Consider the following 15,297-nt stretch of genomic DNA (forward strand, 5'->3'; position numbering starts at 1 on the left):
CGCTGCCAGTACGAAAAGGTTCGTGCTTACCCCACCAAATTACACAAGATATTAGGCGTTGTTTTGACGGAGACAAGAACGAGTAATGGGGGTAACGTTCAATAGAGGACGAAAGGGGATGAAGCAGGAAGTGAACGGCAGCGTGAGAAAAAATAAATCCCTTTCAGCACTCAACATCGAAAATATACCCGGAAACCGCCATCCACTGGCCGTTTCCGGATCAAGCATACGATAAGCCAGCCTGTCAGTTATAGGTGAACGACATGGTGATGGCGGCTTTAATGCTGCCTGGCGTCACGCCACCGGCTTTACTGAAGGCACGCGTTTGCATTTTAAAGGTGGGGGTTGCACCTGCTGAAGCAATGTCGATGGTCGCCGTTTTGCCATCGCCGTAAGGTTCGCTATCCAAACCTTCCAGCTGAACCGCGACATTTTTCGCCGCTAAGTTTGTACCGTCATCGACCGCTGTATTGCTGTAGAGTGTTGTAGCATCGTCATCGTCAGCTGTTCCGTGGAATGTCGCGGTAATGCTTGAGGTACCCGCCGGGCAGCTTTTAAACTTAACGTTAATGGGTACCCATGCTGAGCTACTTCCTGCTGCGTTGAGGTCGGCACTTTGCAATGTGCCAAGCGGAATAGTTAAGCCCGAGGCGGCGGAGTCATCAATCGTACAAGGTGAAGCGACAACCGTTCCGGTTACGTTAATGGCAACCGGGTCAGCTGCAAAAGCAGAATGGACCATACCAGCAGAGAGCAAAAGACATGCTACTGGTGACAAAAAAACGTATTTGAGATTAAACATAGTCATAACCATTTTATGCTGAATGAGAGTGCATATTGCCGACAGCGCCGAAGTCGCTGATGACGCTGTACTGGATATTTCCGCCATTCACACCTGCTGGCAGGGTAAACGAAGCGGTACTTCCCGGTGCTGCCCAGGTGACATTGGATAATTTTTTCCCGGCCACTGTAATTTCATTAAAATTAATGAAATACGGTGTCGGGTTTTTAACCTCCAGCTGGTTACCGGTTATCCGCCAGCTCAGTTTTTCGCTCTCTTTTTCCACATCAGCGCCTTTTAGCGCATCCGGGCGATAGATCAGCTTAATACTGGTGGCAACAGCTATCTGCAGAGTATTCTTTTCACGCGGTGCTGAAGGGATCGCTTTAACGCGCAGCCAGTACATTGACTCTTTATCCTGCGGCAGCGTACCTGCAAGGATTATGCGCATCAGGTTCTCCTTGCCCCCATTCAGACGATAAAGAGGCGGAGTGATGACAAACGGCGGTTTTTGCGCATCGTCGTTGAGATTGCTCACCACCGTCTGGATTAAATAGGGTGTGCTATCCGGATTACGTACGCTCAATGACACTTCTTTCTTCGCACCGTCATAAAGCAAACGCGTGCCGCCAATATTAACGGTGGCGTTAGCGTAAAAACAGCTGGACGAAATAACACAGCTAAGAAGTGCAGATAATATTTTTTTCAACGATAAACTCCAGGGTAAATAAATCACTCCATAATAAAGTGGCAGGTATAATCCTTGCTGATTGCAACACTATATTCGTTATGTCTGTGTAATGTCTTCACGCTTTCTGTCCTGTTTGAAATCCTGAAAAGGACTTTTTTGAAGTTGAGAGCTGGATTGATACCGGAAACAATATTCCTGTCAATAAAACGTGGTAACAACGTGGGTTATTGAAACATGGCAAGGATAATTTTAAGTTTGTTTATGGAGTTTTGAATAATGAAAAAGCAAGTTTTGGCTATTATTGCCGCGTCCTTTATCGCTGGTACTGCGTTTACTGCACAGGCAGCAAGTACGACACTGACGGTAAGCGGCGGCACAATCCAGTTTATGGGGTCTGTTGTCAATGCGCCTTGCTCTGTGAGTGCTGATTCTGAACACGGTATCGTGATTCTTGATCAGGTTACTCTGGACAGCATGGGTGCTAAAGGTGAGACCTCTGGTCAGGCTAAGGCGTTCAATATCAGCCTGGAAAATTGCGATGTGACCACCTATACAAACGCGACAGTAACCTTCCATGGCCAGTCCAGTCCAGACCAGGCTGGCGTGCTGGCGAATACCGCGGGTTCTGGTGCGGCAAAGGGCGTTGCGCTGCAGTTGTTTGGCCCTGATGGTAACAAACTGGACGTGGAAAAAGAGTCCTCGAAGCAAATTCTGTCTACCGGAACGAACAAAATCCCGATGAGTGTGGATTACGTGACGACTGCTGATGCCGCTACTGCGGGGGCTGTGGAATCAGTAGCAACATTCCAGGTCACCTATTCCTGATCAAAACGCTCTCCCGGAACAAAGGGAGAGCGCGCATTTCGCGTCATATAATTATTCTTAATGAGCAAGAGAAAATGTTTCGTCTGTTTTTAATGATAATTATTACACCGTTACTCAGTTTCTTTGCTTACGCCAGTAGTTCTAATAATCTGACGGGGGGCGATGTGCATTTTTATGGTGCAGTGGTTAATGCCCCCTGTTCCATAGAAGCACAAAGTCTTCATCAAATCGTCATGATGGATCCAGTTTTGGCAGCAAGTTTCCCGTCGCCCGGCAGTTGGGCTGCACCGAAGACTTTTTGGATCAAATTGGTTAACTGCAGTAATAAGCTATTTCAGTTTGCCACGGTCGCTTTTACGGGCACAACCGATGCGAATGACCCACAGGTTTTTAAGGTCGGGTTTGGCGCAGATGCAGCGAAAGGCATGGGAATCGGTATTTTTGACAGTAAAGGAAACTTAATTATTCCTAACTCAACACCGCTTTCACAATATCCACTTCTTGATGGAGAGTCCGTTTTATATTTTACCGCAAAATATCGGTCGGTTTCTGAAAAGGTTGTCGCAGGTGACGCCAGTGCGGCGGTAAACTTTTCAGTAATCTATCAGTAAGCAGCACAGGAAAAGGAACAGGGATTACATAACTCTTATTTCGGAATTTGTAATGAAATCTATTTTGAAATTATCACACTATGTACGCGTTTTGTTAACCGTTGTTGGTTTAATGGCTTCTGTCATTTCCCTCGCATTGTCAAATAACGCTGCTGCTGCGGGTGTAGCTTTAGGGGCGACTCGTGTGATTTATCCGCAGGACGCTAAACAGGCCAGTATTAATGTGACTAACAGCGATCTGCATGAATCCTTCCTGGTTCAGTCCTGGGTATCAGACGATAAGGGTAATAAAGTGCCATCTTTTGTCGTCACGCCGCCATTATTTGTATTAAAACCCGGTAAGGTCAACATCCTGCGTATGATCTATAACGGCCCGGCTCTGCCTGAAGATAAAGAATCCGTTTTCTATCTCAATAATAAAGCGATTCCATCGCTGGATAAAACCACCCTGACGGGTAACTCCTTGCAGATTGCTACCCAGTCTGTGATCAAACTTTTTGTTCGCCCGGCACACCTGACTGTTAAGCCAGTCGATGCCGCCGCCATGTTGCGTTGCCAGTCAGAAGGCCCAAACCTCACTATTTCTAATCCATCGCCTTATTTCATCACCCTGGTCAATTTTACTGTTGCCGGTATAAAACAGCCGAACATGATGGTGCCGCCAAAAAGCAGCCAGACGATCAAAGGGTCTGGTGCCGTCAAATACCAGACGCTGAATGACTACGGCGCGGTGACCGCTGAGCTGAGCTGTAAAGCTTAACTGTGGTGGACACGATGGGTATCCGGAAAGAAAAACGCATGTTATCAGTAGTGCGCTGGCGCATTTCGCCGTTGGCGCTGATGATTGGCGCCAGCCTGTTTTCAGGCTGTGTACTGGCGGATGAGTATTTTAACCCGGCCTTTCTGAGTGACGGCAAAGTGCAAGTGGCCGATCTCTCGAGCTTTGAGACGGGTGGCGGCCAGGCGCCAGGCACCTATCGCGTTGATATTTATCTGAATAATGATTTTGTGGTCAGCCGTGACGTGGAATTTAGGGCACAAAAAGAGGTTAATCCCAACGCCAAAACTGTGGATGACACGGGGTTGGTGGCATGTCTGTCAGCAAAAACGCTGTCAGATATGGATATTGAACTTAACATTCCTGACGATAAAAAGCAGGCTGCTGACGGGCAATGTATCACTATTGCTTCCCTGATTGACGGCGCGACTGCAAGCTTTGATTTTGGCCATCAGCGTCTGGATCTCAGCGTACCGCAGGTGGGGCTGAAGAACACCGCGCGAGGCTATATTGCACCAGAAAAATGGGATCAGGGCATTAATGCCCTGCTGATGAACTACAGCTTCAGCGGATCCAACAGCAAAGATCAGAGTGGTAAAAGCAGCAGCAATTTTCTCGGCCTGAACGGAGGGGTTAACGTTGGCCCGTGGCGCTATCGCGATTACTCTACTTTTAACCGTAATACCAGCAGTAATGGGCAAACATCAACCGAGTGGGAGCACGTCAGCGGCTTTATTGAACGCACCATTATCTCTATGAAAAGCGAGCTGACAGCTGGAGATAGCTATACCTCCGGTGAGGTCTTCGACAGCATCAGCTTTCGCGGCGTACAGCTGGCTTCTGATGACAACATGCTGCCGGACAGCCTTAAAGGGTTTGCGCCAACGGTGCGCGGCATTGCTAACAGTAACGCTCAGGTCACGATTAAACAGAACGGTTATATCGTCTACCAGACCTATGTTGCACCGGGTGCATTTGCTATTAACGATCTTTTCCCGACATCTTCGAGCGGAGACCTGATGGTCGAAGTCAAAGAGCAGGATGGGAAAACACAAACGTACAGCCTGCCGTACTCGGCGGTGCCGTTGCTACAACGAGAAGGGCGTCTAAAGTACTCTCTTACCGCCGCGAAGTACCGTACCAGCAACGATCAACAGGATCAGACTCCGTTTGGTCAGGGTACCCTGATGTGGGGGCTGTCGCACGGCATTACCCTTTATGGCGGCACGCAGTTCTCCAGCAATTACAAAGCCGTTGCGTTAGGAGCGGGGGTCAATATGGGAGACTGGGGCGCTCTGTCTGCAGATATCACTGGCGCGAAAAGTACGTTGATTGACGACACGCAGCATACCGGGCAGTCGCTGCGCTTGCTGTACGCTAAATCCCTTAACGACTTTGGCACTAACTTCCAGCTGTTGGGTTATCGCTACTCCACATCCGGGTATTACACCTTCGCAGACACTACCTATAAGCATATGGATGGCTATAACAGCGATCCGGAAAACGAAGATACCGATCCGGGCAATGACCATCCTCACTGGTATGACTATTACAACCTTTACTACTCCAAACGTGGCAAGTTGCAGGTCAACATTTCCCAGCAGCTGGGAGAACTGGGTTCATTATATGTGAGCGGTAGTCAGCAGACCTACTGGCACACCGAGGGTAAGGATACACTGTTACAGGTGGGGTACAACACGTCGTGGCACGATATCAACCTCGGTCTGAGCTACAACTACAGCAAATCCTCTGGCCAGCCGGAGGCGGATAAAATAGTCGCTTTTAACGTTTCTCTGCCTATCGGCAAGTGGCTGTCGCCAAAAGACACGACTACGCCAAATAACGCCTTTGCCACCTACAGCGCAAACCATGACAACCACGGTAGCGCCACGCGTAATGCCGGTATCAGCGGCACCCTCCTGGAAGGTAACAACCTGAGCTACAGCGTGCAGCAAGGTTTTGCCAACAACGGAGCAGGCAATAGCGGCAATGCCAGTCTGGCTCATCAAGGCAGTTACGGAAGCTCTAACATCAGCTACAACTACAGCGATAACGGTGATTCCCAACAGGTTAACTACGGTATCTCTGGCGGCGTAGTCGCCCATCGTCACGGAGTGACCCTCAGCCAGCCGCTGGGAGAAACTAATGTACTGATTGAAGCCCCGGGTGCGAACCGCGTGCGCGTTGCAAATGCCACCGGCGTGAAGACTGACTGGCGCGGGTATGCCGTCGTGCCGTACGCCAATACCTACCGCAAAAACCGCATTGCGCTGGATACCGCAACGCTGGGTGACAAAGTGGATATTGATGATGCCGTAGTTGACGTGGTACCGACCAAAGGGGCACTGGTGCGTGCTTCATTTAAAGCCCATGTGGGGATTCGTGCACTGTTGACAATGCTGCACAACAGCGAGCCGATTCCGTTTGGCGCCACCGTCACGCGCGACGATGAAGGCGCAGGCAGCATTGTCGGGGAAGACGGTCAGGTCTACCTCTCAGGACTTGCACCGAAGGGCAAGCTAAAGGTTCAGTGGGGTGAGGGGGCCGATCAGGCTTGTAGCGTAGACTATCAACTGCCTGTAGATGCAGAAAACGCCGCTATTACCCAGATGAACGTTATCTGCCGCTAACAGGGATGAACATGAAGAAGCCATTATTTTTGATGCTGTTCTCAGGCGCTTTGATGATTTTTTTGCTGCCTTCAGGCGTGTCGGCTGCGGACTCAACGTTGGCGGTCACCGGCAACGTGATCGCCAGTAGTTGTGAGGTGGATACGGGAAGCGAAAATCAGAAAGTGAAGATCGGCACTTTTTCCGGCAAAGATTTCCCGTCTGTGGGAAGCACTTCTGCATTTAAGGCGATGAACATTAACCTCTCAAATTGCTACGACAAGCTGACGACGATTCAGGTGACATTTTCCGGCACGTCTGATGTTGATAACCCTACATTATTGGCGGTAACAGATAACGGGACTGGTGGGACGGTGGCGACAGGGGTTGGCGTAGAGTTACTGGACAACAGCGGTAAAACCATACCATTTAACGAGGAAGCCCCACAGACGTTTGAACTGGATGCAGGAAATAACACGCTTTCGTTCCTGCTGCGCTACAAATCTACACGTTATCCCGTCACTGCGGGTGAGGCCTCGGCTGTGATGTATTTCGATTTAACCTATCAGTGAGTATTAGTTAATGACTTCTGGACAATGGAAAGGTGTGATTATTCTTCTGATGGTGTTATTTATTTCGGCGGCTCAAGCTCATGATGGTACGGTGAGTATTTCTGGAACCATTCAGGATAATACCTGCGAGCTGGCACCGGATTCAAAAAATAAAACGGTCAATATGGGGGCTGTCGCAGGGCCGCAGTTTAGACGGGTTGGGGATTTTTCTCCGGCTAAACCTTTTACGCTTAGCCTGGAGAATTGCGGCCCGGCGGCCAGCGAGGCGACGGTGACATTTTCGGGCATGGCAGATACCCAGAACCCTGGACTCTATGCTCTCGACGCGGGCGCTGATTCAGCCAGCGGTCTTGCTCTGGGGATTTATGACAATAAGGGCCAGCGTATCGCACCGGGAGAAACCAGCGCGGGCGTTGTTCTGAAGCCAGGGCAGGCTTCGGTGACGATGGATTTTTCAGCGAGATATGTGGCTGTTTTGGATAGTGTTATGGTGGGAAGTGCGAATGTGACGGTGACGTTTGTTGTAAATTATAATTAGCCACGGTCCTGTAAAAGACTAAATATTCATTTCAAATATTGATTTAGAGACCTATTCTTCGGGTAGTAATTTGGCTGATGGGCTTCCAATCTCGTATGAAATACTGTGTTTTATTGATGTTGTTATTTATTTCGTTCTCACAGAGTTGTTACGCTGTAGGATCGGATGAAGATGTCTGCACCAGCAATCCCGTATCTGTCGTTCTGTCGGATGATGTTCATTTTCAGAGGGACGATCCTGTTGGTAAGGAAAGTGATTTTATAAATCCTTTTATCGAAACAACATTGACATGCAATGGTATTCTGGATGCCGGAGGGGCTGATAGAGATTTATGGTTCAAATTTTTAGTCGTACCTACTCAGAGTGTTTCTGGATTTGATGGTGTTTTTGCAACAAATCTTGCTGGAGTGGGTATAAAATATTATTTTACTGTTAGTAATTTCTCTGGTTTTTCAGTATGTGGTGCAGAATCTTCACAGGATTATTTTAGGAATAATAATTCATATTATGGATTGAAATGCCATTGGATGCATGGTACTAAAAATTCCTCAGTTACAGTTCAAATAAAATCTAAATTGGTGAAAATATCCCAGCCTTTAAATTCGGGCGCTCTTTTGACAATTCCTTCAGTAATTAATACAAAGATTGAATATAATAACACAGGTTACACGAAAAAAACCTCAGACATTAATCTGACATCATCAGTGAAGGTCTTTTCTGACAAATGTACGTTGATGAATGATAAGTTACTGTTTGAAATGGGAAATGTCAGTGTTGATAAATTCTCATCACAAATAGGTTTTTCACCGGACAACAGTGCCACTCAAAATATGGTACTTAGCTGTGATGCAAATGCAAATATTAATATTATGTTGACTGGGGTTAAAAATCCTGACTCATCTAAAGATTCAGTGTTGTCTTTAAGTAATCAAGGTCAGCCCGGAGTGGCGGATGGTGTGGGTATTGAAATACTGTATGATGGTCAGTCTCTGGAATTAAATAAACTTCTAAACCTTATGCGATCTAATGGAGGACAGGAAATCATTCCAATAACTGCCCATTACTATCAAACGAAGAGTCAGGTAAAACCTGGCACCGCTAACGGGATCGCAACGCTGGACCTAACCTATCAGTAAATTCATTTGAGATAAACCGGGCAGGATGCCCGGCCTCGCATTCTTCACCCGCGCTTCTTTTTAATACCCACGTCTCTCGTACCGCCAGAGCTAATTCTACTTCTTTTATCACAAGCGTCTCTGGCTTAAGCTGTGCCGTTATCACATCTGTACGTCTTCCACTACGACCTAAATACTGATGAAAACTACAGATCCAGTTGGCAAGGTTGAGTTCGTTTTGAATTGCTTAAGTCTGTGTTTAAATTATATCTTAAAGTATATTAAGCCACGTATCATCACGCGGCTTAATATTAATGAGCTATCTCTCAAGGTTTAAATCTGTCGTCCCACGGCATTAAGCGATGGGCTTCGGTTTTTAATTTTTCTGCTTCTGTATGCCGGTTTAAAAAATAAAGAATATTGATCTGATCGTTATACGCATCTTCTTCCATATGCAGCTTTATCCACTGGGCATTACTACGCATGAACATTTCCAGTTCCGCCAAATCTCCGTGTTCATTGAAATTCGCCAGATGCAACAGTGTAATATCGCGCTGATAGCGCATCTGCATCAGCCATGGAACATGCAGACGAGTAATGCTCTGCCGATCCGCAAGCCGGGCAGTTTCAAAATTGCCGAGCGCGATGCTGGCAGAAAAGAGCTGGAAGGAGAGTACGATGCCGTATGACGCAATAGCAACCAGCGGCAGACGGATCAGGGCAGGGCGCATGGTGAAAGCAGTAGCATTCCCTTCTGAAGCCGCCATCAGCAGCAGCACGGCAAAGAAATGCGCCACAGAATAGTAAAGCGGAAACTCCACCTGCGTATGCAGCAGGATCGGCAGCGTGGTTAACAACGCCGCCCACTGCCAGAGGTTTTTGCGTCGGCGGCACAGTACCACCCAGCCCAACAGCAGCGCCACGCCCCCCGCCAGCGCGGGTACGCCGCCTTCAGCCCAGATAAACAGCGTTTCGTTGTGCGGGTGCTGCATCATTTCGCGGCTCGGGTTGTCACCGGGTAACGCGGCCATAAAGAGCTGAAATGCAGATTCGAACATCCCCAGCCCCCAGCCCTGCCAGGGGTGGACGCCGATCATGCGCAACGTGTACGCCAGGGTCACCCAGCGCTGGTGGTTAGAACCTTCATGCAGGAGCGACGCCACAATCGATTGCTGAAGTATAAGCGTACCGAGTAGACCACCGAGCACCGGCAGCAGGATTATCAGCGCTCGCCGCCAGCGGGTGGTGCGGTGTCGAAAACGAGCCTGTGCGAACAATACCGATGCGCAGACTATCGAGGTTAACCCGCCAATCCAGCCAATACGGGAATGGAAGAGCACCAGCGTCGCCGTTATCACGATAATGGCGACGCTGATGGCTACGAACCGCACACGCTCGGCTTGCGGCAGATAAAGCGCGCGCCGCGTATCGGCAAGAAGATAGAGCAGGGCGGCAAGCCCGGTCGCGAGAAATGAGGCGGTCACGTTGAGCTGTTGAAAGATGCCGGCCGCGTGCCCGTCATATATTTCCGCCAGCGAATTGAGGGGAAAAGGCAAATATTGAGGACAGTAAAACCCGGCCAGAGAGAGGGTGCACTCAATAACAGCTGCGGCGGCCAACAGGTAAAAGAGGGCAACGGTTTCATTTTCGCGAATGGGCTGCTGCAGAAGCGTGATATAAACCAACGCTCCGCCCCAGATGCCGACAAGCCTCGGCAGAGCGATAGGTAAGGCCTCGTGCGGTGACCAGAAAGCCGGAACGGTAAACAGCATTGCGCTAGCCAGCATCAGCAAACCGGTAGGGGTGAAGCGTACCGTTTTTTCCCGCTGTAATAGCCAAACTATCAAACCCAGCAGTGAGATAATGCCCCAGCTCAGCAGGTTCATGGGCAAGTTCATGCCGTAATCGCCGCTGTTCGGCCAGGGAATATGGAGCAGCACCAGCCAGTAAAGGCTGAAAGTGGACAGTATCAGCACGCGAATCGTGCGGGCGTTTAGCAATGTATTTGCCAGCGTAATCAAAGAGAATGTCAGCGTGTTCATTAGAGCCTGAAGAGGGTAAATCATCATTGTATTTACCCTCTCCGACAAGGGTTAACGCTCCCGCGTCCTTTCTTAGACTTTCTCCGTCAGTACTGCCATTGCACCGAAAACCCAAGCGTGACGGGACTGGTATGCATCTCATCCGGTTTTGCCAGAGGCACACCCGCAAAAAGGTCATACCCCAGATGGCCTTTTATCCCGCGCACGCCTGCGACCGCACCGGCAATGTGCGCCCCGCTCCAGTAATCATTTTCTGAGCCGCTGACTTCGCCATAGTCTGCGCCAATGTACGGCTGCATTCCCCATACCGGCAGATTCAGGTTGATATCGTTGCGCAGATACCACCCTTTGTCGGCATACAATGAGGACTCTCCGTCAAAGCCGCGCACCGTCCAGCGGTTGCCGATGGTGAACTTATCGGGCTGGGTCAGCCTGTCCGGAGTGGTCTGTTGCTTGAAATGCGGTTCATAGCTGAGGGAAAACTTGCCCAGTTTGAACGGGAAAGTACCGTCTGCACTCAGCGTAATGATGCGCGCCTGCGCGTCGGCACTGCCCACTATCTCTTCAGCATCGGGTTCTTCACCAAACCACGGTGCGGCATGTTGATAACCGAGGCTTGCCGTAAGCTGACCGAAGGGAAGATAGGCTAAATGTTCCAGGCTGAGCTGCCAGCTGCTGGTGTCCCGGTGCTGAACCTCCACTTCCACGTCGTTAAGATCGTAGCGGGAATCCCGCTTGATCCCTTTAAAGTCCAGCGTGGTTTTCTGGCTCGCGCTGCGGTAAACCACGCGGTTAAGCGCGGCGGTCATTAACTTTTCATCGCTACTGTACCGGTAGTTAAAATCACCGCTATGGAGAGTCTGCGTCGTTCTGTACTGGCTGGCATAAAGTTCCAGCGCCCAGTATCCCCAGGGAACGGAGTAAAACGCCGAGGTATTATCGTTACGCTTGCCGTTTTCATTTTTGAAGCCACCGCCATAGGCTGCATAAAACATATCGTTGAGCGAGGTGGGGTTATCCAGATATAGCGCCAGGCCCTCCTGATACCGTCCGGTGTATTTACTACCCGAATCATCAAACCAGCTGCCCAGTCGCCAGGCTTTACGCTGGTCGCGCTTGATCTCAACGCGCGTATCGCCAGGATTTTCCCCCGGCATCAGACGAATACTGGCCTGCGAACCGGGTATACGCTGCAGGTTTTCCAGCCCCTGTTCCAGACCGCGTAAATCGAGGAGATCGTCCGGCCCTTGTGGGACGTTATTCCAGCGATGAACGGGGAGGCCGCTTTCATCCTGAATAATGACATCACTGACGCGTCCAGGCAGAATTCGCAGGGTTAGCGTTCCCTTGTGCAAATTTTGCTCCGGTATTAATACGCGGGTGGTAATAAATCCGTGGGATATTAATCGATCCTGCACGGCCGTATGTATGGCTTTAATTCCCTTCACGCCGATACAGTTATTCTCAGCCTGACGAATGACATCGCGAAAGGTGAGCCAGTGTGGAAGCGACTGCGTATTGTCGATTCTCACATGGTGAATGTCGTAGCAAACAGACTCTTTCGGAAGAACAAGCGCGTCGCCATTAGACATGCTTTCAGCCGTAAGCAGCGGCTTACCCGGAGGGGCGAGCTGTTCGTGTCGGGCTTGATCCTGCTGCTGTATCGTTGCTGGTTCGGCATGAAGAAGAGAGGATTGCATTAAGCATAAGGACAAAAAAAGGAAACTGAGGCCCGCTTGATAATTGTTCATTATAATTTACAACGTCCTGGAGATACTCATCGCAGAAACATAGTTAGGAAATAAAGCCTCACGAAAATGTGAGGCTTTTTATTTAAAAAGAATTACGCAGCGGTAGCGATGACATAGCCGCCAGGATAATAAATAATGTCCTGAACAACATAGCCGTAATAGATATCACCCGGGTGATAAACTACGCCGTTTTCCCAAACGCCATTACCTTCAGGTGTCCCGTTTGGCTTAACTGTGGTATTTCCACTGTTATCCGCCGTGGCATCTGAGTCTGGGTTGGTATTGCTGTCGTCAGGCGTTGTTGCACCGTTATCCGGGGTCGTTGCACCGTTATCCGTGGTCGCAGCACCGGTCTCGTTAATAATACCCATATTATTAACGTAGCCTGTGGTGTACACGCGATCGCCGGTAATATTGCCGCTGGCTTCGTTGTTAATACCGCTGGCAGTATTCAGCGTAATATCACTTGCACTGGTGATGTTACCGCTGTTGGTCAGGTAGTTGCTGACCAGGGTAATACCGTTATCAGCGGACAGCGTGCCGCCGTTAATGAGGTTGACACGGTCCATCTGTGCGTTCAGGGTATTACCCGCCACAATCGTGCCGTAGTTATACGCGGTGCTTTGAGACCAGCCGTAGCTGCCCATTACGTCGAGATTAATGTCATGCGCCGCGCGGATGTCACCGCTGTTGTCCAGATTGTTCATGACAAACAGCATGGCATCAGAACCCGCGTTGATCTGGCTGCCTGCATCGGTCATCAGATAAGAGGCGGTAATGTTGATGTTATGGTCTGCGACGAGCGTACCGTTACCCCGGTTTTCCAGGCTAGTGGTGTTAAGGTTGATATCATTCTTGCTGACGATCGAGCCGCTGTTGGACAGGTCTGCCAGCTGAAGATCCATCTGATTAGCGGTAATGTCGCCGCTGTTGTCGAACTGACTGCTGTTCATCTGCAGCGCCAGGCGACCGCCAGCCGCGATGGAACCGCTGTTCTGCACCGGGCCGCCATAGTTATTCCAGCCATTAGAACCGATGGTTAACATCATATCCTGACCCGCCTTGAGGGTTCCGGCGTTCTGGAACGTACCGGTCACGGTCATGTCGATATTGCCGCCTGCTTCCATCTTACTGGCAAGGTCAGAATAGTAAGACGTGCCGTACATAAAGAGGTCTTTTTCGGCTGCGATGGTGCCGGACATATTATCCAGCGCGCCATTGATTGAAACAGATCCGTCGCTGTGGATTGAACCATTGCGGTTAGAGAGCATGTTGTTGCCGCTCACCTGAAGCTGGCTGTCAGATCCCAGAGACTGAATCACACCGTTATCGTTATTCAGCATGGAGGCGTTGATCATGTTCCAGCCGTTCCCGGCGGAAATAAGACCGTTGTCGTTCGTCAGCGTGTCGACATTGACGGCCATCGCTCCGTTGGTTTCTACGCGGCCAGCGGAGTTGTTCAGGCTGGCAGCATCTACGTTGAGGGCACCTTTAGCAACAATGCTGCCATGGGTATTATTCACGCCCTGCGCGTTGTAATTCCATGAGGCGCGTTCGATCGTCAAATCGCCATTGCTGAGAATTTCACCGTCGCGGTTGTCCAGCGAGTCAGCGGTAATAAAGGTATTCTGGCTGCCCTGAATGGAACCATGGCTGTTAACGGTATTTTTGCCGGAAACATTAACCATCGCAGCTTTGATGACGCCGTTAGTGTTGTCCAGCGTGTTGTCTGCGGTAACGGACACCATACCCTCAGAGGTAATCTGACCGTTATGGTTCAGGACATCACTTCCCATCACGGTAGCTGCATTTTTACCGCTGATATGTCCACCGTTGTTTTCGACCACACCATCAACGTTGATTGACAGCGTGTCCGATGCCGTCAGGTCAGCACGATCGATATGCACGCCAACGCCGGCGTCAGTGCCTTCCATATAGATTTTATTCGCGTACATGGAGCCCAGCGCAGACACATCCAGCGCTACGTCAGGGGCATTGCTGCTGTCATACTTCTTCTGCACACGGCCATATTTATCGATGTGGTTGTTACCCGTGACGATATTCAGTTCGTTAGCCTGAAGTTTCGCATTGACCTTCACTGAACGGGCAATAATGTCGGTGTACTGCGTAGAACGAGTATCCATCCCTTTACCGGTGATGGTCACCTGGCCTTTGCTCACATCCAGACCGCTAACATCACCCTTGTTGTCGTAGGTGGCGGTACCGGTGGTCAGCGTAGCGTGGTTGGTATTGATAAAGCCACAACCGTCACAGGTGATGCCTGATGGGTTGGCAATAATCACCTGCGCGGACTGGCCTGCCACTTCGACCATGCCGTTCAGCTGGCTCGGATCGGATGAACGCACTTCGTTCAGGATCACTTTAGCGCTGCCGCCGGCCATATTAGCGTTGCCATTGATCTGGCCTGCTAATTGGGTGTTGGTTGCTGTGCCGCTGTTATTCAGGATTACGCCGTTGCTGTCGACGTTAAATTCGGAATAAACGTTATGGGAAACTCCACCTGCGCTCGCCTTGTTAATATCAACGATGGTTGCGCCACTTGCATCCGTATGAATGGCCGGTTTATCGGTATTACCTGCCACGATGGCAGCCTGAGCTGGCATAATCATGCCCAGCGCAAGCATAGTCGCAAAGCAGGTCGGCGCCAGTTTGGCGTGCAATACCTTTGAATTAGCCTTTGTGCTCACTGCACTTTTATTTTTCATATATCTATCCTTGTAATTCCTTGAAAAAGTGTTCCCATTTCTCTTCATGCGAAATGGAAGCACATAAAAACATGCACAACCTCGATTACAAAAATAGACATGTAACAATTCATACAAAATGCGTATTAATTAATGCTGAACCAGAATGGAATAATTAACGTGAGCGTGACAAAAAATAAATGGATATATTTTTGAGGGTTATTGATTGGAGTGCTGAGAGGCTGTAACTGGTTGATATCACATAAAAGAACGTAATTA

At 49.6% G+C, this 15,297-nt stretch carries 12 protein-coding genes; 7 read left to right on the top strand and 5 right to left on the bottom strand.

Features of this window, described 5'->3' with window-relative positions; genetic code table 11:
* Positions 1-244: 244 nt before the first annotated feature.
* Positions 245-802, bottom strand: a complete 558-nt coding sequence (locus tag ACERY3_RS01170; RefSeq protein ID WP_065120847.1) for a fimbrial protein — start codon at positions 800-802, stop codon at positions 245-247.
* A 13-nt stretch (positions 803-815) separates the two neighbouring features.
* Positions 816-1,517, bottom strand: coding sequence for a molecular chaperone (locus ACERY3_RS01175; RefSeq protein WP_373224883.1), 702 nt, complete (start codon positions 1,515-1,517; stop codon positions 816-818).
* Positions 1,518-1,748: 231 nt separating this feature from the next.
* Here ACERY3_RS01175 and ACERY3_RS01180 point away from each other — a divergent pair, with 231 nt between their 5' ends.
* The 7 genes from ACERY3_RS01180 (at position 1,749) to ACERY3_RS01210 (ending at position 8,541) form a co-directional block, all read left to right on the top strand.
* Complete coding sequence (locus tag ACERY3_RS01180; protein ID WP_058841214.1) at positions 1,749-2,297, top strand: fimbrial protein; 549 nt, start codon at positions 1,749-1,751, stop codon at positions 2,295-2,297.
* Positions 2,298-2,371: 74 nt separating this feature from the next.
* Positions 2,372-2,908 carry a fimbrial protein gene (locus ACERY3_RS01185; protein WP_058841215.1) on the top strand — a complete coding sequence of 179 codons (537 nt, stop codon included), beginning with the start codon at positions 2,372-2,374 and terminating at the stop codon, positions 2,906-2,908.
* Positions 2,909-2,960: 52 nt separating this feature from the next.
* Complete coding sequence (locus ACERY3_RS01190) at positions 2,961-3,668, top strand: fimbria/pilus periplasmic chaperone (protein ID WP_058841216.1); 708 nt, start codon at positions 2,961-2,963, stop codon at positions 3,666-3,668.
* Between the two features lie 14 nt (positions 3,669-3,682).
* Positions 3,683-6,316: a fimbrial biogenesis usher protein gene (locus tag ACERY3_RS01195; RefSeq protein ID WP_373224884.1), complete on the top strand. Its 2,634-nt coding sequence runs from the start codon at positions 3,683-3,685 to the stop codon at positions 6,314-6,316.
* Between the two features lie 11 nt (positions 6,317-6,327).
* On the top strand, positions 6,328-6,867 hold the full coding sequence (locus ACERY3_RS01200; protein WP_058841218.1) for a fimbrial protein: 540 nt from the start codon (positions 6,328-6,330) through the stop codon (positions 6,865-6,867).
* A 10-nt stretch (positions 6,868-6,877) separates the two neighbouring features.
* Complete coding sequence (locus ACERY3_RS01205; RefSeq protein WP_373224885.1) at positions 6,878-7,405, top strand: fimbrial protein; 528 nt, start codon at positions 6,878-6,880, stop codon at positions 7,403-7,405.
* Positions 7,406-7,521: 116 nt separating this feature from the next.
* Positions 7,522-8,541: a fimbrial protein gene (locus ACERY3_RS01210; protein ID WP_373224886.1), complete on the top strand. Its 1,020-nt coding sequence runs from the start codon at positions 7,522-7,524 to the stop codon at positions 8,539-8,541.
* A 305-nt stretch (positions 8,542-8,846) separates the two neighbouring features.
* Here the strand turns inward: ACERY3_RS01210 and ACERY3_RS01215 are convergent, their stop codons facing one another.
* The 3 genes from ACERY3_RS01215 to ACERY3_RS01225 form a co-directional block, all read right to left on the bottom strand.
* A complete protein-coding gene (locus ACERY3_RS01215) occupies positions 8,847-10,562 on the bottom strand; it encodes a Wzy polymerase domain-containing protein (protein WP_373224887.1) in 1,716 nt (571 codons plus the stop codon).
* An 86-nt stretch (positions 10,563-10,648) separates the two neighbouring features.
* Positions 10,649-12,262, bottom strand: coding sequence for a ShlB/FhaC/HecB family hemolysin secretion/activation protein (locus tag ACERY3_RS01220; RefSeq protein ID WP_233423229.1), 1,614 nt, complete (start codon positions 12,260-12,262; stop codon positions 10,649-10,651).
* 143 nt (positions 12,263-12,405) lie between these two features.
* Complete coding sequence (locus ACERY3_RS01225; RefSeq protein ID WP_058841221.1) at positions 12,406-15,039, bottom strand: filamentous hemagglutinin N-terminal domain-containing protein; 2,634 nt, start codon at positions 15,037-15,039, stop codon at positions 12,406-12,408.
* Positions 15,040-15,297: the final 258 nt, after the last annotated feature.

The sequence above is a fragment of the Enterobacter cloacae complex sp. ESBL7 genome, assembly GCF_041679625.1.
Taxonomy (GTDB): Bacteria; Pseudomonadota; Gammaproteobacteria; order Enterobacterales; family Enterobacteriaceae; genus Enterobacter; species Enterobacter asburiae_B.